The sequence below is a fragment of the Parabacteroides provencensis genome (assembly GCF_900232875.1).
GTDB lineage: Bacteria > Bacteroidota > Bacteroidia > Bacteroidales > Tannerellaceae > Parabacteroides > Parabacteroides chinchillae.
Window position 1 is genome coordinate 133380 of sequence record NZ_LT960491.1, and the last position, 20089, is coordinate 153468.

19 protein-coding genes and 1 riboswitch are annotated in these 20089 nt (G+C 38.3%); of the genes, 10 read left to right on the forward strand and 9 right to left on the reverse strand.

The window, feature by feature from the left end; translation table 11 throughout:
* Positions 1-19: 19 nt before the first annotated feature.
* Entirely contained in the window at positions 20-790 is a 771-nt protein-coding gene (locus tag CTY47_RS13885) for a sulfide-dependent adenosine diphosphate thiazole synthase (protein WP_099465383.1), read from the reverse strand.
* A 62-nt stretch (positions 791-852) separates the two neighbouring features.
* A riboswitch (TPP riboswitch) is annotated at positions 853-950 on the reverse strand.
* A 134-nt stretch (positions 951-1084) separates the two neighbouring features.
* Here CTY47_RS13885 and CTY47_RS13890 point away from each other — a divergent pair.
* The 7 genes from CTY47_RS13890 to CTY47_RS13915 all read left to right on the forward strand — a co-directional run bounded on the left by CTY47_RS13890 (position 1085) and on the right by CTY47_RS13915 (position 7060).
* Entirely contained in the window at positions 1085-1318 is a 234-nt protein-coding gene (locus CTY47_RS13890; protein ID WP_099465384.1) for a 4Fe-4S dicluster domain-containing protein, read from the forward strand.
* Between the two features lie 17 nt (positions 1319-1335).
* Positions 1336-2421 carry a 3-methyl-2-oxobutanoate dehydrogenase subunit VorB gene (locus CTY47_RS13895; protein ID WP_099465517.1) on the forward strand — a complete coding sequence of 362 codons (1086 nt, stop codon included), beginning with the start codon at positions 1336-1338 and terminating at the stop codon, positions 2419-2421.
* 13 nt (positions 2422-2434) lie between these two features.
* A complete protein-coding gene (locus CTY47_RS17135; RefSeq protein WP_199163429.1) occupies positions 2435-2605 on the forward strand; it encodes a hypothetical protein in 171 nt (56 codons plus the stop codon).
* Positions 2606-2665: 60 nt separating this feature from the next.
* Positions 2666-3430, forward strand: a complete 765-nt coding sequence (locus tag CTY47_RS13900; RefSeq protein ID WP_099465385.1) for a thiamine pyrophosphate-dependent enzyme — start codon at positions 2666-2668, stop codon at positions 3428-3430.
* Positions 3431-3437: 7 nt separating this feature from the next.
* Positions 3438-3980 carry a 2-oxoacid:acceptor oxidoreductase family protein gene (locus tag CTY47_RS13905; protein ID WP_099465518.1) on the forward strand — a complete coding sequence of 181 codons (543 nt, stop codon included), beginning with the start codon at positions 3438-3440 and terminating at the stop codon, positions 3978-3980.
* Positions 3981-4117: 137 nt separating this feature from the next.
* A complete protein-coding gene (locus tag CTY47_RS13910) occupies positions 4118-6205 on the forward strand; it encodes a putative porin (protein WP_099465386.1) in 2088 nt (695 codons plus the stop codon).
* 30 nt (positions 6206-6235) lie between these two features.
* Positions 6236-7060 (forward strand): transporter substrate-binding domain-containing protein, encoded by an 825-nt coding sequence (locus tag CTY47_RS13915; RefSeq protein ID WP_099465387.1) that lies wholly within the window; start codon positions 6236-6238, stop codon positions 7058-7060.
* Here CTY47_RS13915 and CTY47_RS13920 read toward each other — a convergent pair.
* Positions 7045-8622 (reverse strand): PAS domain-containing sensor histidine kinase, encoded by a 1578-nt coding sequence (locus CTY47_RS13920; RefSeq protein ID WP_099465519.1) that lies wholly within the window; start codon positions 8620-8622, stop codon positions 7045-7047. The genes CTY47_RS13915 and CTY47_RS13920 overlap by 16 nt on opposite strands.
* Positions 8623-8809: 187 nt before the next feature.
* Between CTY47_RS13920 and CTY47_RS13925 the strand changes: the two genes are divergently transcribed.
* Positions 8810-10072: a DEAD/DEAH box helicase gene (locus CTY47_RS13925; RefSeq protein ID WP_099465388.1), complete on the forward strand. Its 1263-nt coding sequence runs from the start codon at positions 8810-8812 to the stop codon at positions 10070-10072.
* Positions 10073-10123: 51 nt separating this feature from the next.
* On the opposite strand, the gene CTY47_RS13930 is transcribed toward CTY47_RS13925, so the two are convergent.
* The 7 genes from CTY47_RS13930 to rbsK form a co-directional block, all read right to left on the reverse strand.
* On the reverse strand, positions 10124-11059 hold the full coding sequence (locus tag CTY47_RS13930; RefSeq protein ID WP_099465389.1) for a glycosyltransferase family 2 protein: 936 nt from the start codon (positions 11057-11059) through the stop codon (positions 10124-10126).
* Positions 11060-11067: 8 nt separating this feature from the next.
* A complete protein-coding gene (locus CTY47_RS13935; protein ID WP_099465390.1) occupies positions 11068-11448 on the reverse strand; it encodes a GtrA family protein in 381 nt (126 codons plus the stop codon).
* On the reverse strand, positions 11423-12184 hold the full coding sequence (locus CTY47_RS13940; RefSeq protein ID WP_099465391.1) for a hypothetical protein: 762 nt from the start codon (positions 12182-12184) through the stop codon (positions 11423-11425). Before CTY47_RS13940 ends, CTY47_RS13935 begins: the two co-directional genes overlap by 26 nt.
* A 146-nt stretch (positions 12185-12330) precedes the next feature.
* Complete coding sequence (locus CTY47_RS13945) at positions 12331-13332, reverse strand: GRP family sugar transporter (RefSeq protein ID WP_099465392.1); 1002 nt, start codon at positions 13330-13332, stop codon at positions 12331-12333.
* A 7-nt stretch (positions 13333-13339) separates the two neighbouring features.
* Positions 13340-14356, reverse strand: a complete 1017-nt coding sequence (locus CTY47_RS13950) for a nucleoside hydrolase (RefSeq protein ID WP_099465393.1) — start codon at positions 14354-14356, stop codon at positions 13340-13342.
* A gap of 11 nt (positions 14357-14367) precedes the next feature.
* Positions 14368-15885, reverse strand: a complete 1518-nt coding sequence (locus CTY47_RS13955; RefSeq protein WP_394340721.1) for an ADP-ribosylglycohydrolase family protein — start codon at positions 15883-15885, stop codon at positions 14368-14370.
* Between the two features lie 59 nt (positions 15886-15944).
* On the reverse strand, positions 15945-16859 hold the full coding sequence (gene rbsK / locus CTY47_RS13960; RefSeq protein ID WP_099465395.1) for a ribokinase: 915 nt from the start codon (positions 16857-16859) through the stop codon (positions 15945-15947).
* A 435-nt stretch (positions 16860-17294) separates the two neighbouring features.
* Between rbsK and CTY47_RS13965 the strand changes: the two genes are divergently transcribed.
* Both CTY47_RS13965 and CTY47_RS13970 read left to right on the forward strand, forming a co-directional pair.
* On the forward strand, positions 17295-18815 hold the full coding sequence (locus CTY47_RS13965) for a hypothetical protein (RefSeq protein WP_099465396.1): 1521 nt from the start codon (positions 17295-17297) through the stop codon (positions 18813-18815).
* Between the two features lie 189 nt (positions 18816-19004).
* Positions 19005-20084, forward strand: a complete 1080-nt coding sequence (locus CTY47_RS13970; RefSeq protein WP_099465397.1) for an aldose epimerase family protein — start codon at positions 19005-19007, stop codon at positions 20082-20084.
* Positions 20085-20089 lie beyond the last annotated feature (5 nt).

Genomic DNA, 20089 nt, shown 5'->3' on the forward strand with positions numbered 1-20089 from the left:
TAAATAAAATTACCTCCGGTTATTTACCCAGCTTGTCGCAAATCAGTTCGGCAGCTTTTTTACCACTCATTAACATACCTCCGAAAATAGGCCCCATACGGAAACTGCCACTTACACCGTTAGCAGCCATACCTGAGACAAACAATCCGGGATAAATCTCTTTCGTATTTTCTACAGTAGTAGACTCGCCTAATTCCACATTCAAAGAACGTTCTCCTATCACACCTCCGGTAGGTGTATTCAATTTAATATCATTCTTACGGGCGACTGTGCGGGCAACTTCACAATCGTGTCCCGTACCTTCCAAAACAGCTTTTGCCATAATAGTCAATGGATCGACATGCATTCCTTCACGGATTACCGGAGCCCAGTTTACCACCACGCCTGCTACGACATCGTTATGGAATACGACGTCTTCTACCGAATAACAATTAAAAATTGTGGCCCCTGCTTTAGTAGCCTGATAAATCAGTGCAGAAGTGGTATGAACAGAATCCATAATATAAGTACCATTACCCGCAGCATGATAAGACACGCCCAATTCTTTAACAATAGGCATAGCTTCTTCCTGTACTACAATATCATTAAACATCATAGCACCACCCCACATACCTCCTCCGGGAGCTAATTTACGGTCAAAAAGCGCTACCTTCTTTCCGGCTTTTGCCAAATAATAAGCAGCAACAATACCGGATGGGCCTCCACCTACGATAGCTACGTCTACTGATAAATTACTCTTTAACTTTGCAAAATAGGAATCAATAATTCCTGTTGAAACAATCTGTTCCATTACCAATTATAATTTAGAGTTAAAAACATCAGAAAGCACATAGAGGTAAACGCTTTCTTTTATTCAATCATTCTACCTTCTTCCCTTCGGCGGCATTACCCGGATCAGGTTCAATGGGTATAATCTCAGCCTGTATATTAAGGCACCCCTATGATAAGTCGTTGCAAATATAGTACATTTTTCCACTCTTCTGACAGGATATGGTTACTAATTACAGCGAAAAGGAAACACTTTTCAAAGTTTTTGCTAACTTTGGCGACTTGAATGAAACAATAGATTTTAAACAGAATAATTATGGCGAAGATAAAAGGAGCTGTTGTTGTAAACACGGAACGCTGCAAAGGCTGCAACCTTTGCGTTGTAGCCTGCCCATCAGATGTACTGGAACTACATCCCAGGGAAGTTAACAACAAGGGGTACCATTATGTGTACATGAAAAATCCGGATGCATGCATAGGATGTGCTAGTTGTGGTTGGGTTTGTCCGGACGGTTGTTTAACCATCTACAAAAAGAAAATCGATAATTGAAAGTTGAAAATAAAGATATGGCAGAAGATATAAAATTAATGAAGGGTAATGAAGCTATCGCACACGCTGCAATCCGCTATGGTGTAGATGGATATTTCGGTTACCCGATCACTCCTCAGTCCGAGATTTTGGAAACCCTTATGGCTGAAATGCCGTGGGAAACTACAGGAATGGTAGTTTTGCAAGCAGAAAGTGAAGTGGCTGCTATCAATATGGTGTATGGTGGAGCCGGAACAGGAAAAAAGGTAATGACCTCGTCTTCCAGTCCGGGGATAAGTCTGAAGCAAGAAGGTATATCTTATATAGCAGGAGCAGAACTTCCCTGTCTGATTGTAAACGTAATGCGTGGAGGTCCAGGACTGGGAACAATCCAGCCCAGTCAGGCCGACTATTTCCAAACTGTAAAAGGCGGCGGACACGGCGACTACCGGTTAATAACCCTAGCTCCTTCTTCCGTACAGGAAATGGCAGACTTTGTTGGTTTAGGCTTTGATCTTGCGTTCAAATATTCTAATCCTGCTATCATCTTAGCTGACGGTATCATTGGCCAGATGATGGAAAAAGTGGTTATGCCTCCATTCCATAAACGCAGAACCGAAGAAGAAATTATTGCAGAATGTCCTTGGGCTGTACAGGGCAAAACGACCAATCGCAAGTCTAATGTTATCACTTCCCTTGAGCTGGATCCGGCAAAAATGGAAGAGAATAATATCCGCTTTCAGGCTAAATATAAAAAAATCGAAGAAAACGAAGTTCGTTATGAAGAGTTCTTTTGTGACGACGCAGAGTATTTGCTAATCGCTTTCGGTTCTTCAGCACGTATTTGCCAGAAAGTAGTAGAGAATGCCCGTGCAGAAGGCATTAAACTGGGTTTATTACGTCCTATCACTTTGTGGCCGTTCCCTACAAAAATAATTGCAAAATATGCTGATCAGGTAAAAGGCATGCTTTCTGTTGAGTTAAATGCCGGACAAATGGTAGAAGATGTTCGCCTGGCTGTAAACGGTAAAGTAAAAGTCGAGCATTTCGGACGTTTAGGAGGTATCGTATTTACTCCGGATGAAGTATTGGATGCATTGAAGACGTTGATAATTGAGAATTAAAAATTATCAATTTATGAAACGTGGAAGTAAAATAGACGAAATACTGACATTGCTTTTTATGCTATTGGCTATTGCTGCCGTAATATGTTATTTTGCGGTTAGCGACCGCAGTGTATTCTTGTATTGTGGCGGAGCTGCTATTGTACTGAGATTAGCACAATACGTAGTAAGGTTTATTAATTAATAATATGCTGGTCTTTAGAGTAAATCCATTAGCATATTAACAAATTGAAAAATTATTCATATGGAACTCAACGAAATAATTAAACCGGAAAATCTGGTATATGAAAAACCCAGATTAATGAATGAAAATTCCATGCACTACTGCCCCGGTTGCAGCCACGGTGTTATACATAAGCTTATTGCCGAAGTAATTGCCGACATGGATATGGAAGAAAAAACAATAGGTGTCTCCCCCGTAGGATGTGCCGTATTTGCTTATAATTATCTCGATATAGATTGGCTTGAAGCAGCTCATGGACGTGCACCGGCAATTGCCACTGCCGTAAAAAGGCTAAATCCCGAAAAAATGGTATTTACTTATCAGGGAGACGGTGACCTGGCTGCTATTGGTACAGCAGAAACTATCCATGCAGCCAATCGCGGAGAAAATATCGTGATCGTTTTCGTAAACAATGCTATTTACGGTATGACCGGAGGACAAATGGCTCCTACCACGTTGGAAGGCATGCCTACATCTACCTGTCCGTACGGACGTAATATTGCCTTAAACGGCTATCCTCTTAAAATAAGTAATTTACTTGCAGAATTGGAAGGAACTTGCCTGGTAACCCGTCAGAGCGTACAAACTCCGGCAGCTGTAAAGAAAGCAAAGAAAATGTTGCGTAAAGCATTTGAAAATTCAATGTCCGGTAAAGGAACCTCGGTTGTTGAATTTGTTTCTACCTGTTCGTCCGGATGGAAAATGACACCGGAAAAAGCAAACAAATGGATGGAAGAGAACATGTTCCCCTTCTATCCGTTAGGTGACTTAAAAAATGTTGAATAATAGTAAGATGAAACAAGAAATAATTATAGCAGGTTTCGGAGGCCAAGGTGTTTTATCAATGGGTAAAATATTGGCTTACTCCGGGTTGATGGAAGGAAAAGAGGTAAGTTGGATGCCCTCTTACGGTCCCGAACAACGTGGCGGTACGGCCAACGTGACAGTAATTTTAAGTGATGACCGTATAAGTTCTCCTGTTCTGAACGAATATGATATTGCTATCATATTGAATCAACCATCAATGGATAAATTTGAAAGTAAAGTAAAGCCGGGCGGTATTCTTATTTATGACGGTTACGGGATCCATACTTCCGTAAAACGTACGGACATCTCTGTCTATCGCGTAGATGCTATGGATGTTGCCACGGAAATGAAGAATGAAAAAGCATTTAATATGCTTATCCTTGGAGGTCTGCTTAAAATCGTTCCAATGGTAAAATTAGAAAATGTACTGCTTGGGTTAAAGAAATCTTTGCCCGAACGTCATCATAAGCTAATACCGATGAACGAAACAGCCATAAAAAAAGGAATGGAAATTATCAAGAAAATATAATTTGCAAACTCTGCAAAAACAAGGATACCTCTTTTGGCATCGAAAGTCCCGTCTTTTAAGTGTAAAAGTCTTGTCTTAACATTTAAAAAGTCCCGTCTTTTGAATTCAAAAGAGGTATATTATTATCTTTGCAGCCCATGAAGTATTATTTATTCATATTACTCTTCCTGTGTGAAACCGTAACTATGTCAGCACAGGATCGCCGGGAAGGAGGTGGACGAGGCAGTTTCTCGCTAGCAAATCTTTCATCGGCAAAAAAAAATATACCCGACAGTCTGCTGGCAGTAGACAGTGCCGCATTAAAATCCAAACGTATCATTGCTTATCATCTTACACCTTTATTAGGAGAGCCTTATATTGCCCCTTTAGATACGGGACGACTTAATTATGCAAATTCTACCCTGGTTGAAAGTAAGTCATTAGCTGTAGGCTACCAGGCAAACGTTGGTTCGGCCGCCCAAACAAGAATGTTTTTTGAACGGAAAGAAGCCCGTGATTTCATTTTTGCCGACCCGTATGATTACTATATCACGACACCCGAAAACGCCTATTTTTACGACACAAAAATCCCATATACGGATATTATGTACACTACGGCCGGTTCCAGCCAGAATAAGGATGAACGGTTAAAAGGAACTCTTACCCTGAATTTTGGGAAAAAGATAAATATAGGAGGCGACTTGGACTATATTTACAGCCGTGGTCATTACGAATCAAATGGGAACAAACTTTTGAGTTACCGGCTATTCGGGAGCTATCTCTCCGACAAATACGACTTATATGCCTATCTGAGCAACTTCAACTTTATTAATAAAGAAAACGGAGGGCTCACAAACGATCGGTACATCACAAACCCGGACAATCCGGTAGAAGGTTTCGACAGTAAACGTGCAACCGACACGAAAGCTTTTCCCGTACGTTTTTCCGATACGTGGAACCGCGTACGTGGTAAGCAATATTTCTTTACCCAAAGATACAATTTAGGGTTTGAACGCGAATTGGATGAAACGGATGAAGAAGGCAACGCAAAAAAAGTATTTGTACCTATATCCAGCATCATTCACACTTTTGAATATAAAGACAACCGCAGACATTTTGGCTCCGGAGATCAAGGTATCGACACCTGTTATGTTGATCATTTTATAGATACGGAAAATTCAGAAAACAAGCAAGTGGTAGAAGACCGTACATCCTATTGGAGTTTAAGCAACACATTGGGGCTATCATTGCGGGAAGGATTCCAGGATTGGGTAAAATTCGGATTAACAGCTTATATAAACTTCGAGAAACGTCGTTTTAAATTACCTGCAGCTTATGACACAGAAGACGGGATATCCGGTACTCAAATTCTCGTGACTCCAAAAACACAACAAATTTATGATGAATTTTCATCCTTCATCGGTGCTGAATTATCAAAAAGCCAGGGTCGGTTGCTAACGTTCAATGCACGTGGAGAATTAGGGTTATTCGGTAGTGATGTAGGAGAATTACGTGTAACAGGAAATCTGCAAACCCGTTTTACTTTATTCAAAAAAGATGCTGTTATCAAAGCTGATGCGTACATAAAGAATGTGAACCCGGCTTTTTATGTGCGTCATTTCCATTCTTCGTTTTTTTGGTGGGATAACGACTTCAAAAAAATACAACAAGTATACGCCGGTGGAGAGATCAATCTGGAATCAACAAAAACAAAACTATCCGCCGGAGTGGAAAGTATACAGAATTATATATTCTTTAATCATAAAGGATACCCAGAACAAAAGAACGGGAACATTCAAGTTATCTCTGCCCGTTTAAAACAAGACCTGAAATATCGTGCCTTTGGATGGGAAAATGAAGTTGCTTACCAGTTAAGCAGTGATAAAGAAGTATTACCTTTACCTCAGCTTAGTTTATATACAAACATGTATGTTGCATTTAAACTGGCAAAAGTTTTAACCATACAATTAGGTGCAAATATGTATTACAATACAGCTTATTATGCACCATACTATGAACCGGCTACGCAACAATTCCAATTGCAAAGACCTAATGAACAAGCTAAAGTGGGTAATTATCCATTAATAAACGCCTATGCCAATTTCCACCTGAAACAAGCCCGTTTTTTTGTGATGGCATATAACTTAAGCTCCAAGTTTGTAGACCCGAACTACTTCTCTCTATCGCACTATCCTCTTGATCCGATGGTACTCAAGATGGGTGTAGCTGTTATGTTCAATAATTAATACATACGTAATTATCAATAATTAGATGGTATGAGAAATAAGAAATTGCTGATTCTTTATTTTATCTTATTGGTTATTGCTGTTTCAACCATGATCATGTTATGGCAACATAAAACACATGAAATACCTCCTCGTGACTATGAGCAGATCAAAAAAGAAGGTGTATTAAGAATGGTAACCGAATACAACCAGTCCGGCTATTTCATATCAGGAGATACGATAGAAGGGTTTCAATATGAATTGGGTAAAGCGATTGCCGAATTATCCGGGTTAGAAGTACAAACTCATTTGGAAATGAGCCTCGCCGAAAGTTTTAAAGAATTATCTGATAACAAATGCGACATCATTGCCCGCAACATCCCGATTACAAGTAAAATCAAAGAAGAGTATCTCTTTACAGAGCCAATTGTATTAAACAAACAAGTATTAGTTCAGCGTACAGCCGAAGCTAACGAAGGTAAACAGCCCATTCGCAATCAATTGGATTTAGCTAAAAAGACTTTATATATACCCAAAGACTCTCCTGCCCTTTTACGTCTCCGTAATCTGGAAATAGAAATCGGCGATACTATTTATGTAGAAGAAGATGAGCTCTATTCGTCCGAACAATTAGCTATTATGGTAGCTAAAGGAGATATAGATTATGCAGTATGTGATCAACAAATGGCTCGTCTGTCCAAGGAACAACTTCCTGAAATAGATATTGATACGGATATTAGTTTTACACAACTCCAATCATGGGCAGTACGTAAGGACTCACCGGTATTACTGGATAGTTTAAACAGCTGGTTCAACCAAATACGCGCAAATGGTTTATATGACAAGATATACAAACGTTATTACGGGAAACGATGATATTTGAGGTCTTTACTATGGCAAGGCAATATAAATGAAAAGCGGGAACCTTCTCCCAACTTGGATTCCACAGAAATAGAACCTCCCATTTTTGTAACCAGACTTTTGCAAATAGCTAACCCCAAACCTATACCTTCCACATAATCGTTCAATTTAACAAAACGATTAAAAAGGGATTCCATTTTCTCTTTTGCAATACCAACACCGGTGTCTTGTACATAAAATTCATACAGTTCATCCGGCAAGCTTTTATATCCGATAGTAATACAGCCTTCTTTCGTATTCTTTATAGCATTGTTTACCAGATTATTTACCAACTGCAATAAACGGATCTGATCGGTTACAAATTTACAGGCAGGCTTGTCTTTTTCTAATTTCATTGTCACATTTCCGGCTATACGCAATTTTGCCGATGCATAAATAGTGTCCATCAGTTCATTTATATCTACCGGAGTATAGTTTATTTTAATAGCATCGGCTTCGATCTTCGACAAATCAAGAATATCATTGATAAGCTGCATCAAAAGCTGATTGTTGGTCTTTATAATTTCATAATAAGATAAGCGCTCTTCATCGGAATCGGCAAACGCCATCAATTCGGCAAAACCTGTAATTGCATTTAACGGAGTACGAATCTCATGGCTCATATCTGCCAGATATTTAGACTTCATTTTATCTGCATCTTCCGCCTTTTGAAGAGCTTTTTCCATACCTAATTCCTGATCTTTACGGCTCTGAATATTTGTGGAACAACCTAATAAAACAGTAGGATCTCCATTTTCATCATATTCATAAATATAAGCAGAAGTATCACGCCATGTATAATCTTCCGATCCGGGATATTTTACCCGGACTTCTTGTTTTGTTTCTTTAACCTCACCACGACAAAGCCTTAGGAAATTCTCAATATATAAATTATAATCATCCGGATGTATTCTGGACGCAAACACTTTCCATGGCACGTTTACCATTTCTTCATCATTCGTATCCCAATTATTCAGGCTTACTATGGAATCTTCATAATTTAATTTACTATTAGGATTTACAAAAATAGAACAAGTACGGATATCACTGGTACGTAATGCCATCTTGGTTAAAGTACGAGTTCTTTTTAATGCATTTTCTACCTCACGTTTGGAAGTAACATCACGCCATAAGGCAAGTAGCAAAGGTTTTCCATTTTTCAGGAATATTGGAAATTTTGTAATCTCAATATCTTTATATGTACCGGATGTTGTTTGTATCCGTCCCTGAAATTCGAGTGTTTTACCAGTTTTCAGAATCTCAAGATCCGTTTTCAAACGTTCTTCTTTTGACAATACCGCACCATAATGCACTTCAAAATCATTATGCCCCTCTATGGCTGATGTTTTAATACCGGTAATCTCTTCCATAAAACGATTCCAATAAAGATACCGGAACTGATCCTCTGCATCTTTAACAAAAACACCCAGCGGAAGATGATCTAAAATAGTATTAATCAGTTCATGAAGTTCAAGACTATCTTTTGCTTTTTCCTCTAATTTTAACTGAAGATTATTAATATCTTCACCCCTATTCATACTTGCCATTTTAAATAAAGCCACGATTGTGGCTATAAAGGTATTTCATTTTTCAATATTAGCAACTAAAAGACAAAGAAAATCAACCAATATCATTCAAATCAAAGATGCAAAAAAAGAAGTAATTAGGTAAAGATCATATATTGCCAAATATTATATATCTTTACCGAGAATTTAATGATGTAAGATGAGATTTGATGAATTACAACTAGAAGAAGAGATCTTAGATGGGCTTGATGCAATGAATTTCATAGAAACAACCCCTGTACAAGAGCTTACTATCCCAGTTATATTAGAAGGAAAAGATATTATCGCTTGTGCCCAAACCGGAACAGGAAAAACAGCGGCCTATGTATTACCTGTAATTAATGAACTGAGCAAAGGAGAACATCCTGCAAATGCAATAAATGCTATAATCATGGCTCCAACCCGTGAGTTAGCCCAACAAATAGACCAACAAATAGAAGGTTTTTCATATTTCATCCCTGTATCTGCAGTAGCAGTATATGGTGGAACTGATGGTATTGCCTGGGAACAACAAAAAAGAGGTTTGGAAATGGGTGCTGACATTGTAATTGCAACCCCGGGACGCCTATTATCACATATTAAATTAGGTTCAGTAGATTTATCCCAAGTCTCATTTTTCGTTCTTGATGAAGCCGACCGCATGTTGGATATGGGATTTTACGAAGATATTATGCAAGTATATAAGCTGCTCCCTCCTACATGTCAGTCTATTATGTTTTCGGCTACTATGCCACCCAAAATACGCACTTTAGCCCAAAACATATTAAAAAATCCGGTAGAAGTAGAAATTGCGATTTCCCGTCCGCCGGAGTCAATCATGCAAACGGCATATATATGCTATGAGACACAAAAAATAAGCATCTTAGAAGACCTGTTTTCCCAAGGTCGCCCACAGCGGGTTATTATCTTTTCTTCTTCAAAAATGAAAGTGAAAGAACTTGCCAATACTTTAAAACGGATGAACTTCAATGTAGCTCCGATGCACTCCGATTTAGAGCAATCGCAGCGGGAAGAAGTAATGAAAGAATTTAAGAATGGCCGTATTGACATTTTAGTAGCAACAGATGTAGTTTCAAGAGGAATAGACATCAATGATATTCGTCTCGTTATAAATTTTGATATTCCTCATGACCCGGAAGACTATGTACACCGCATCGGACGTACAGCCAGAGGAACAAGCGGAGAAGGGCTTGCCATCACATTTGTTTCAACCGACGAACAAGCTTCATTTAAACGAATTGAAGATTTTCTTCAAAAAACAGTTTATAAAATTCCTATAGACCCTAAATTTGGAGAAACACCTTTGTACGAACCTAAGAAACATGCAACTCCCCAACGTGGACGTTCACGTAAAGATGGCGGAAACCGTAGCAGCAGTAAACGTACGAACACCTCAAATAAATCAACAACTCATAAAAAATAGAGTAATAAGAAAGGCCATGATTATACATGGCCTTTCTTATTACTCTATTTTTTATTTAAAATTCTTTGTCTCATCTATAATATACTCCGGGCGTGCTTTGATCTCATCAAATAGAATACCGACATATTGCCCCAGAACACCAACAGTCAACAGTTGAACTCCTCCGAAAAAGATTACAGAAGTCATGATAGAAGTCCATCCTGTCTCGGCATTACTAAATCCATATATTTTTCCCAAAGTAAACCAACTTGCCAATACAATACCCACCAGTACTGAAATAAACCCCAAACTGGTAGCCAACCGTAGCGGTTTCTTAGAAAAATATAACATAGCTGTAGAAGCAAACTTCACCATTTTACTTAACGGGTACTTCGTTTCTCCGGCAATACGAGCTTCACGTTCATAATAAAAAGGTACCTGGTGAAATCCAACCCAACTAATTAGACCGCGTATATATTTCCCCCGTTCTTTAAACCGGTCAAATTCATTCATAACCTTACGGTCTACCAAACGGAAGTCTCCCGTGTCCAAAGGAAAATGGACTTCACTCATATAGTTCATGATCCGATAGAACGCTTTAGCTGTAAACAGTTTGAAAACACTTTCTCCTTCCCGTGATTTACGAACACAATATACCACATTCGCATTTTCCTTCTCCTGTAGTGCTAAAATATCAGGAATCAATTCCGGAGGATCTTGCATATCAGCGTCAATAATTATAGCCAAATCCGCCTCACAGTTATTGATGCCGGCAGTAACAGCCGGTTGGTGTCCAAAGTTGCGCGAGAAATGGATTACTTTTACTTCAGGATCGTCGGCCGCAATATTATCCAGCATTTCACGTGTCTTATCACGACTTCCATCATTGATGTAAATAATCTCGGTAGGGTTTGGCAAAGAAGCCAATACCTCTTTTGTACGCCGATAAGATTCCGCAATAACGGCCTCTTCATTGTAGCAAGGAACAATAACTGCCAGTCTTTTCATCCTTCTTTCTACGATTTAAAGGTGTAAAACTTATTCATTATAAAATTAATCACTGTATAAAATGCCATTCCTATCAAGTGGTTATAATAATGATCGATGGTTAAATGTTTATTCAGCAACATAACCAATCCGTATTGCAACAAATAACAAATAACAAATGCTACAGCAAAACGATATGCACTCTTCCCCCATCCTGAAGAACTGGACTTAAATGTCCATTGTTTATTCCAGACAAAACTATTCAAAATACCGGCAATATATCCTGTAATATTGGACAGACCTTCACGGCACCCGAAAAGTTTCATCATAACCCAAATAACTACCATTGTTATGAGGGTATTGCTTATACCTACGATACCATATTTAATCGCTTGTTTTACTGTTTCCATTCTTATTTATAATCTCTTCTATTTCAGCATGAGTAAGTTCCTTTACATTCGTTATCGTAAAAATATCGGAAAGAAAGTTACCATATTGGTTGCACTCATTTATCACTATATCGAGTGTTCCTTTAATATCAGCACGAACAGGTATTAAAAAGACCAGTTCCACAAATTTTTCTCCAATTGTAAGACGTTCTATTTCACAATTGACTTTAGGTAGGAAATAAGCAAATTCGCGTTCAATAATTTGTTTCTGATAATCTGCAAAAGGTTTCTTATCCGTCGACAAAATCAGAACATAAAAACGCAGTTTCTCACCTTTTCCTCCTAATCCGGTAGATATATAAATCTGTTTTTCATCCGAGAGCTCCGATTCCAAAGAAATACGACATTCCATCAGTGCCATAAAAGCCCAATCGGTAACTTCCGGGTCAGGAGTTTGTACGTATTCTTTCAGCAAACTGTATGCTTTTACATTCTTAGATGTTGCAAGCAAAGTAAGGAGTTCTCTTTTTTCATCTTTCTCAGCCTCTTTGCCACTAGCCAAAAGGCCAAAAACATCCAGGCATTCCTGATCTGACAATGGACGAGGAGGTTGGTTCTCCTTTCTTTTTTCTTCCGAATGCTTAAAGTACTCCATTTGAAGTTCTACAGGCACACGCTGCTCAAGTATATGGAAATGTCCGTCCATCTTTTCAAAAGAATCCCGAAACTTTTTAAAAACATCACCTTCTTCTTTCATTGATTTCTTTTTTTAGTATATGTACATATCCAATAAACAAGAAACAAAGGCAAATGTACGGCTTTTTCATGACATAAATATAAAAAAAAGACAAGAACCATTAATCCGGTTCTTGTCTTATAAAAATATACCCAAATCTATTTTTGCTATGCTCCTGCGTATATCAAGAAACCCAGTCCTATAATAAACAAGATAAACATACCTATATTCAACTGGTTTGAGATTTGCGGAGCTCCTTTAAACTCTTTCCATATCAAGATTCCCCATAAGGCTGAGACCAATGTTGCTCCCTGGCCTAGTCCATACGAAATTGCGGCGCCGGCTTTTTCGGAAGCAATCATACTAAAAGACTGTCCTATACACCAGATAACACCACCCAATACACCCACTAGGTGAGTACTCATATTTCCTTTAAAGTAGCCGGATATAGAAACAGGTTCCCCTTCTACAGGGTGTTTCATTGCCAACGTATTAAATAAAAAATTACTAATAAAAACTCCTAATGAAAATATGAATACGGCCGTATATGGGGTCAGTTTACCAGCTGCGGGAGAAGCAAAATTTTCCAAATCCATAGACGCTGCTACAAAACGGTAAAAGAATGCCATAATCACACCGGCTGCAATAGAAATAAAAATTCCCTTTGCCGAAACGTTACGAGTACCCACCAACGCTTTTTTGTAAGCCAGTCCGTTCAACAGTATTGCAACCGTAATAAAAGCCACACCAACAAATATATATAACGGTTCGCCTTTTGCTGCTCCAAAATAATTTACCAAAACACCCAATATCAAAGCCAGTCCGATACCTACCGGAAAAGCAACCGACATACCGCAAATTGCAATTGCCGCAGAAAGTAAAATATTAGCCGCATTAAAAATAATACCTCCTAAAAAAGCACTACCCAAACTCGACATATCAGCCTGCGCCAGATTTGTAAGGAAACTACTTCCTTCAGTCCCGAAACTTCCTAAAGTAAAAGCAGAGATTATTGAAAAGAGCAGTACCCCTATCACGTAATCCCAATAAAAAAACTCATACCGCCACGTTTTAGAAGCCAGTTTCTGAGTGTTTCCCCATGATCCCCAACAAAGCATGGTAATCACGCAAAACACAATTGCCAACGAATAATTTTGTACTATAAACATATCTTTCTTATTTTATTACGGGTTGATGCATCATATAATTTTCAAGAATAGCAGCCATTTCTGCATGAGGAACTTTTTCTTTTAAGCAAAGATCTTTTCCGTCCGAGCCGGGAGTCCAGCTATTGGTACCCTCATTGTCTACCACCTTAAAAGTACCTCGTTCCACATCATAATAGGGTTCATAACCCTTTACGGCAACTAATACAGCAGTAAGATCCCAACTCATACGTCCATCGGGATCGCCTTCGGCAAAACATAGTTCATACGCCTCTTTTACCGGATTATTCCTAATATCCATCCTGACCAGTTTTTTCCCTGTAAGAATGGCGTTTCCTATCTCAAAACCACTAAAGACAATCTCCGTAGGCCATTGCTCCGCAACCGTACGGGAGGAAAGGACATCACAATAAACATTGAACTCCTTTCCTTCAGGAAATACACCAGCCATAGCCACTAACCTTTTTACCTTTTGGGCAACCAATTCTTTTCCGGATAAAGGACTATATTCGTCACTACCGGATAATAACAGATCTTTCAAATTAGTAAAAAAACCAATCGTGCAGATAACCACACTACTATCCGGTTGGGCACTCAGCAATTGCCGATATACTTTTACCGCATCAGGTGCATCGGAAGTCTTAGCCGTCTTATGCGGATATTTAGCCGGCAACACATCTGTCCATCTGGTTTTATGTGAAGACGTAAGAGAAACACCTCCTTCACTCTTCGGTCCGCCAACAGGAATATCCGGGCGGTTGAAGTAGGTATTCAGAACCTCTATACATGGAACTACATTTTCGTCATGATTAGACGAAAGTACTCCCAATATATTTACCTGGCCACTATCAGCCAGTGCATGCATTAATGCCATTGCCCCCACATCATCATAATCGGGACCGATATCCGTATCAAGAATCAGATTTACGGGAAGCAATGTTTCAGTTTGCATCGCTGTCCCAGTATTACTACTATTACATGACACAAACAGAAACATTCCTATAATTAACAAAGCTATTTTATCCATACGTCAATCTGTTACCGGTGGGCTAACTGCAAAGGTGCATCCGAATAGACTAATGCCTCGCCAAACATAACAGAGGTACCCGCTATCGGATTCAACCATTTGAAAGAAACAGTATGTTTTCCTTTTGGCAGCTGATACTTCCAGAACAATTCATTACGACGGGTTACGTATGACGCTGGCAGGTTAGCTGTCTCTACCAGCTTGCCGTCTATATACATTTCAGCCTTTGCCACATAATCCTGATCCGGCGATTTTACATAGCCTTTAAACACGATTGAAGTGCCATCAAACGTTACTTCGCCTACATCAGTAATATTTTTATCTATAGCAATTTTCCCCGTTGGGTATTGCCCTTCAAATGCTTTCTCATATTTTACGGGAACAGGCTGCTGGCAAGCTATAACAATATCATTTCCTTCTATTTTTCCACCATTGCGTTCTATCATCTGCATAGCCTGATCAAAACTCATCTGATACGTTTTATTCAGAGAAATAGTTGTATAAGCAAAATTTATGTCTTCAACTTCCTTCAGATTTTTTGTCCAATATTCCGGAATGCGGCTATACCCCAGCATAGTTCCGAGAATACCTGCAGCCGAAGCCGGGTTACAATCAGAATCCTGTCCGCAACGTGTCGAAATATCCATCGTTTTATAAAAGTCCCCTTCACCATACAACAGACCTATTATTATATAAGCACTATTAATAACCGCATCTATATTAAGCGGGACAAAAACTCCATCCGGGCAGCCTATATCCTGACTCCACTTTTTTTCACATTCAAACCAAGTACGTTTCCAATCATTCGGGAATTCTTTATGCCAACGGATTACATCATTCATACATTGGTAATAAGTGCTTTGTTCGGGTATTGTTTTCAATGCTTCCGTAACGATAAATTCAATATCGTCGGATATGAAAGCCAAAGAATACATAGCACCTACATACACACCGCCGTACCAACCATCGCCATAATTCATGATATGCCCTATTTTATCCGAAATAGCAGAAGCAGCGTTAGGCATACCCGGAGACATCAAGCCTGCATAATCGGCCTCTATCTGGTAATCAATATCATCAGCATGCGGATTATTAAGCCAATGGCCGGAAGCCGGAGGCATAATACCTTGCAGAATATTATACCTTGCAGCCTGATTAGCATGCCATAATGTATATCCCGCATTAGCAAATGCAACTGCAAAAGAATCGGCAGGAGCGTCTAATCCCAACCGGTCAAACACTTCAACAAATGTCAGATCCATGTAAACATCATCATACAATCCGGGGAAAGTGTCATACCACCACTTTATATAGCCATCCGGCCAGGGAATAGTAACATAATCCTGAATCATCGTTCCATTATATCTGAATTCTGTAGGTCCACCATAAGAGCAACCTATCGTTTGTCCGGCCCAGCCGCCTTTGATCTTATCCATCAAAACTTCACGGCTAATGGTAAAATCTTTGGGAACCGTAGTCTGATTTGCAGGTGCCTGTTGTTGGTTGCAAGAACTGAAACAGCAAAGCATCGTAGCTAAACCTACGGCAAGAAAAGTCTTTTTTTTCATGATAGTCTTATTTTTGAAGATTAACCAAATATATCTACTTCATTCCGGTACGGAGCCGAAGATTGCGCTCCAACACGAGTAACGGATATAGCCGAAGCCTTACATGCAAAACGTACCGCATCCGGTAAATGACGCCCTTCGGAAAGTGCAACAGTAAGTGCTCCGTTAAATATGTCTCCTGCCGCAGTTGTATCAACTGCATTTACTTTTAATGCAGGAATAATATCCACCACAGAATCCTGATAAACCAGCGCACCTTTTGAACCTAATGTGATAATGACACATTGGACGCCCATATCCGAAATTCGTTTGGCAGCCTCTCCTGCCGATATTTCATCCGTAATTTTTATTCCGGAAATCATTTCTGCTTCGGTCTCATTAGGAGTAATCATATATAAATGTTGAAGCAAAGACGAAGGAAGAGGACATGCAGGAGCCGGATTAAGAATAACTTTCTTATTTTTACGGTAGGCTATTTCGGCCACATATTCGACAGTCTCCATAGGTATTTCTAACTGCATAAGTATTAAATCCGCCTCATCAATAGCTTCAATAGCTTGAGCCAGATCCGATGGTAGCAAATTTGCATTAGCTCCCGATGCCACAACAATGCAATTTTCGGCATGAGCATCTACCGTTATCAACGCCACACCCGAAGGATTATTCGGATCAGAGAAAATATACGAGGTATCGATACCCTCCTCTTCAAACAATTGTTGGGACTGGTGACCAAATATGTCACTACCTGTCTTACACACAAACGAGACTTTCCCTCCCAAACGAGAAATGGCAACTGCCTGATTAGCACCTTTTCCTCCGGGGTTCATGAAGAAAGTTCCTCCGAGAACAGTCTCCCCCGGACGAGGAAGATGCTCGGTTTTAATCACCATATCAGTGTTACTGCTGCCAACTACCAATATTCTATGTTCCTGCATTTTTTTCACTAATAATTATCTTTAGTTAAACATTAATTCCGTGAATATCCTGGATTTTACTCCAACCTTGGATTTGTATCAGTCATCCAATAGTCTCGTTCAAAGTTATACTTTTTCCGTTCAGAATAAAGTTAATAAATAGGTAAACATCAGATATCTTATTAAAAACAAAATCATCTCGATCTTTTCTTCAAATCATCGGGATAATTTTTCAAAAACATCGAGATGATTTAGAACAAAGGTAAACACATCCCTTAACAGAAAACACAACAATTTTAAAACAAAATGATAAACCCAAAATTAAAAACAAACGGATATTGTCTTTCGGATTAAATAAAAAGAATTATTTTTGGGATTATCTAATTGGGTAAATAATTCAATTTATCATATTCAATTACACAATTATTTTGTATCTTTTATAAACAAAATACTATTATGAATAAAGCATCTTCTCTTGTCATTTTAGTAAATTCTCTGACAAAGGCGGAAAAAAGGTATTTTCGCCTGTATGCTAACCTACAAAATGGAGAAAAGGTATACTTATCCCTTTTTAATTTATTGGATAAAAAACTATCCATGGATGAAGTTTACACCCATTTTTGCAAAGAACAAAATGGCTGCAGTTTCGACATGGCCGTAAAACATCTTTACAGAGTCATTTTGGATTGCTTAATTAAATTGAGGGAAAAACAAAACATACAAACCGAAATATTTAACTATATTTCCAAAGCAGATATTTTATTTGAAAGAGCTTTATTTGACGATTCCTTTACAGAACTGGAAAAAGCTAAAAAGCTGGCCACAGCTTATGAAAATGATCCATTATTATTGTTAATTTTCCGAACCGAAATAAGATATTTAAGTACCCTTAATTTTGAAGGAGTAAGCGAACGGAAACTAGTAACAAAACAAATGAAAATACAAGAGACGATGAAGTATTCGAGAAATGTGAATATGCATCGGCAACTATATGATATTTTAAAACACCGCTTAATCTATAAAGGATATTCACGTTCTGACAAACAAAAAGAAGATCTGAACGATCTGGTATTAAGTGAACTTAATCTTATAGCAAACAGTTCTTACAAAGGTTTTGAAGCAACTAAGCTACATTTATTATTTCAAGCGACCTATTATCTGAACTCCGGTAATTATAAATCGGCAATACGGCATTATCAGGAACTGATTAACCTATTTGAAAAAAACAAACATTTGATATTAAATCCACCTATTTATTATGTAAGTGCCATTCAAGGCATATTAGACAGTTTGCATACAGCCGGATTATATAAAGAAATGCCTTTTTTCTTAACCAAACTCAAAGAACTAGAAAACAAAGATTACCCGACAGAATTTGTATTAGATATAAAAGCTCGCATTTTTCAATATGAATTAGCGAGTTTTCAGAATACAGGTGATTTCAAATCAGCAAAAAAGTTAATAGATAACCATGAAGAATGTCTAATCAAAAAAAGCGATTTACTGGAACTTGAAGCCCAATTAAAATTATATACCAACATTGCTATTTTTTATCTTAGTTGCGGAGACATACCAAATGCTAAAAAGAAAATAAAAAAAATATTTAGTTCAGGCAAGCTATTTTATGCTCTGCCTTCATACAAAATAGCCCGGCTCATTAACTTACTTTTACAGGCAGAGTTAGGCAATTATGATTTCTTAATCAGCGAAATCAGTTCTATAAAGCGGAATATCAGTTTTGAAAAGCAAGTGTATATCACCGAGAAACTCATATTTCGATTTGTACAGGCATACCCGCTCCCATCTTATAAAAAAATGCAAAACAAATTATGGGCCCATTATCAAAAAGACATCAGCAAAATCAAACAAGATAAATATGAACGGCACTTATTAAAAACATTTGATTTTCTTTCATGGATAGAAAGCAAATTGACAAACCGTCCTTTTGCCGAAATATTGCAGGAAAAAGCTTCATAGCAGACTTTGAAAGCAAACATGAACAATCTTCATAATAGCAAAGACACACTAAACAGCTATAAATGACAAACAAATGTTCAAAATAGCCGCTTAAAAAATAAAAGCATGCTCTAAAACATCCTTTTATTATTACATAAATACAAAGAAGAAAGTTACTTTTACACTCAATTTTGAATAACTAATATATACATGGAAAACAAATACACGCTGTCTGGCTTGATGGTTACTGATTTCAACAAGCTCATAGACGGAAAAAATACAATGCTCTGTATTCTCAAAAACAGACAAGGAGCAGAACTTTCCATTACCAATTACGGCGCAAAAATCATATCGCTAATGGTTCCTGACAGAAATGGGAAGTTAATAGATGTAGTTACAGGGCATAAATCTATTGATGATTACCTAACTTCTGAAGAACCTTATTTCGGAGCAATTTGCGGTCGCTACGGAAATCGCATCGCTAAAGGAAAATTCTCTATTGACGGTATAATATATGACAAATTAGCTATTAATAATGGACCAAACAGTCTCCACGGAGGAATAAAAGGTTTTAATGCCCAGGTATGGGATATACTTCAACAGGACGAACAAACGGTAACATTAGAATATATTTCTGCTGATGGTGAAGAAGGTTTTCCCGGCAAATTACAAACGACCGTAACTTACCATTTGACAGATAATAACGAAGTTGTTATTTCTTATCATGCCACAACCGATAAGCCTACCGTTCTGAATTTGACCAATCACTCTTATTTCAATTTATCCGGAGCCGGAGATCCCTACATCGGAGATCATATTCTAACAATTAATGCCGATTATTATTTACCAACCGACAGTACGGCCATACCTTATGGGCCTAAAGAAAAAGTCGAAGGTACACCTATGGATTTCCGCACTCCTCATGAAGTGGGCGAACGCATTAACGATGACTTTGAACAACTGTTTTTTGGAAAAGGCTACGACCACACATATATTTTAAATAAAGAAGACGATGAACTCTCTTTTTGTGCACGTTGTCTTTCTCCTAAGACCGGCATTATTATGGATGTATATACCACACAGCCGGGTGTACAATTATATACAGGAAACTGGATGACTGGAAATTTTGAAGGAAAAAAAGGCCAACGTTATCCTGAACGTGCCGCATTATGCCTGGAAACGCAGCATTATCCCGACAGCCCGAATAAGCCGGAATATCCTTCTACCCTTCTACGTCCGGGCGAAATATTCGGTAGCACAACTATCTACAAATTCAAAGCAGAGAAATAATTATT

Excerpts from the sequence above, each read along its gene's own strand:
- CTY47_RS13970 (WP_099465397.1), top strand. The coding sequence starts at position 19,005 with ATGGAAAACAAATACACGCTGTCTGGCTTGATGGTTACTGATTTCAAC.
- CTY47_RS13910 (WP_099465386.1), top strand. The coding sequence starts at position 4,118 with ATGAAGTATTATTTATTCATATTACTCTTCCTGTGTGAAACCGTAACT.
- CTY47_RS13900 (WP_099465385.1), top strand. The coding sequence starts at position 2,666 with ATGGAACTCAACGAAATAATTAAACCGGAAAATCTGGTATATGAAAAA.
- CTY47_RS13935 (WP_099465390.1), bottom strand. The coding sequence starts at position 11,448 with ATGGAAACAGTAAAACAAGCGATTAAATATGGTATCGTAGGTATAAGC.
- CTY47_RS13885 (WP_099465383.1), bottom strand. The coding sequence starts at position 790 with ATGGAACAGATTGTTTCAACAGGAATTATTGATTCCTATTTTGCAAAG.
- CTY47_RS13955 (WP_394340721.1), bottom strand. The coding sequence starts at position 15,885 with ATGCTTTGCTGTTTCAGTTCTTGCAACCAACAACAGGCACCTGCAAAT.
- CTY47_RS13920 (WP_099465519.1), bottom strand. The coding sequence starts at position 8,622 with ATGAATAGGGGTGAAGATATTAATAATCTTCAGTTAAAATTAGAGGAA.
- CTY47_RS13915 (WP_099465387.1), top strand. The coding sequence starts at position 6,236 with ATGAGAAATAAGAAATTGCTGATTCTTTATTTTATCTTATTGGTTATT.
- CTY47_RS13965 (WP_099465396.1), top strand. The coding sequence starts at position 17,295 with ATGAATAAAGCATCTTCTCTTGTCATTTTAGTAAATTCTCTGACAAAG.
- CTY47_RS13945 (WP_099465392.1), bottom strand. The coding sequence starts at position 13,332 with ATGTTTATAGTACAAAATTATTCGTTGGCAATTGTGTTTTGCGTGATT.
- CTY47_RS13905 (WP_099465518.1), top strand. The coding sequence starts at position 3,438 with ATGAAACAAGAAATAATTATAGCAGGTTTCGGAGGCCAAGGTGTTTTA.
- CTY47_RS13950 (WP_099465393.1), bottom strand. The coding sequence starts at position 14,356 with ATGGATAAAATAGCTTTGTTAATTATAGGAATGTTTCTGTTTGTGTCA.
- CTY47_RS13895 (WP_099465517.1), top strand. The coding sequence starts at position 1,336 with ATGGCAGAAGATATAAAATTAATGAAGGGTAATGAAGCTATCGCACAC.
- CTY47_RS13940 (WP_099465391.1), bottom strand. The coding sequence starts at position 12,184 with ATGAAAGAAGAAGGTGATGTTTTTAAAAAGTTTCGGGATTCTTTTGAA.
- CTY47_RS13930 (WP_099465389.1), bottom strand. The coding sequence starts at position 11,059 with ATGAAAAGACTGGCAGTTATTGTTCCTTGCTACAATGAAGAGGCCGTT.
- rbsK (WP_099465395.1), bottom strand. The coding sequence starts at position 16,859 with ATGCAGGAACATAGAATATTGGTAGTTGGCAGCAGTAACACTGATATG.
- CTY47_RS17135 (WP_199163429.1), top strand. The coding sequence starts at position 2,435 with ATGAAACGTGGAAGTAAAATAGACGAAATACTGACATTGCTTTTTATG.
- CTY47_RS13890 (WP_099465384.1), top strand. The coding sequence starts at position 1,085 with ATGGCGAAGATAAAAGGAGCTGTTGTTGTAAACACGGAACGCTGCAAA.
- CTY47_RS13925 (WP_099465388.1), top strand. The coding sequence starts at position 8,810 with ATGAGATTTGATGAATTACAACTAGAAGAAGAGATCTTAGATGGGCTT.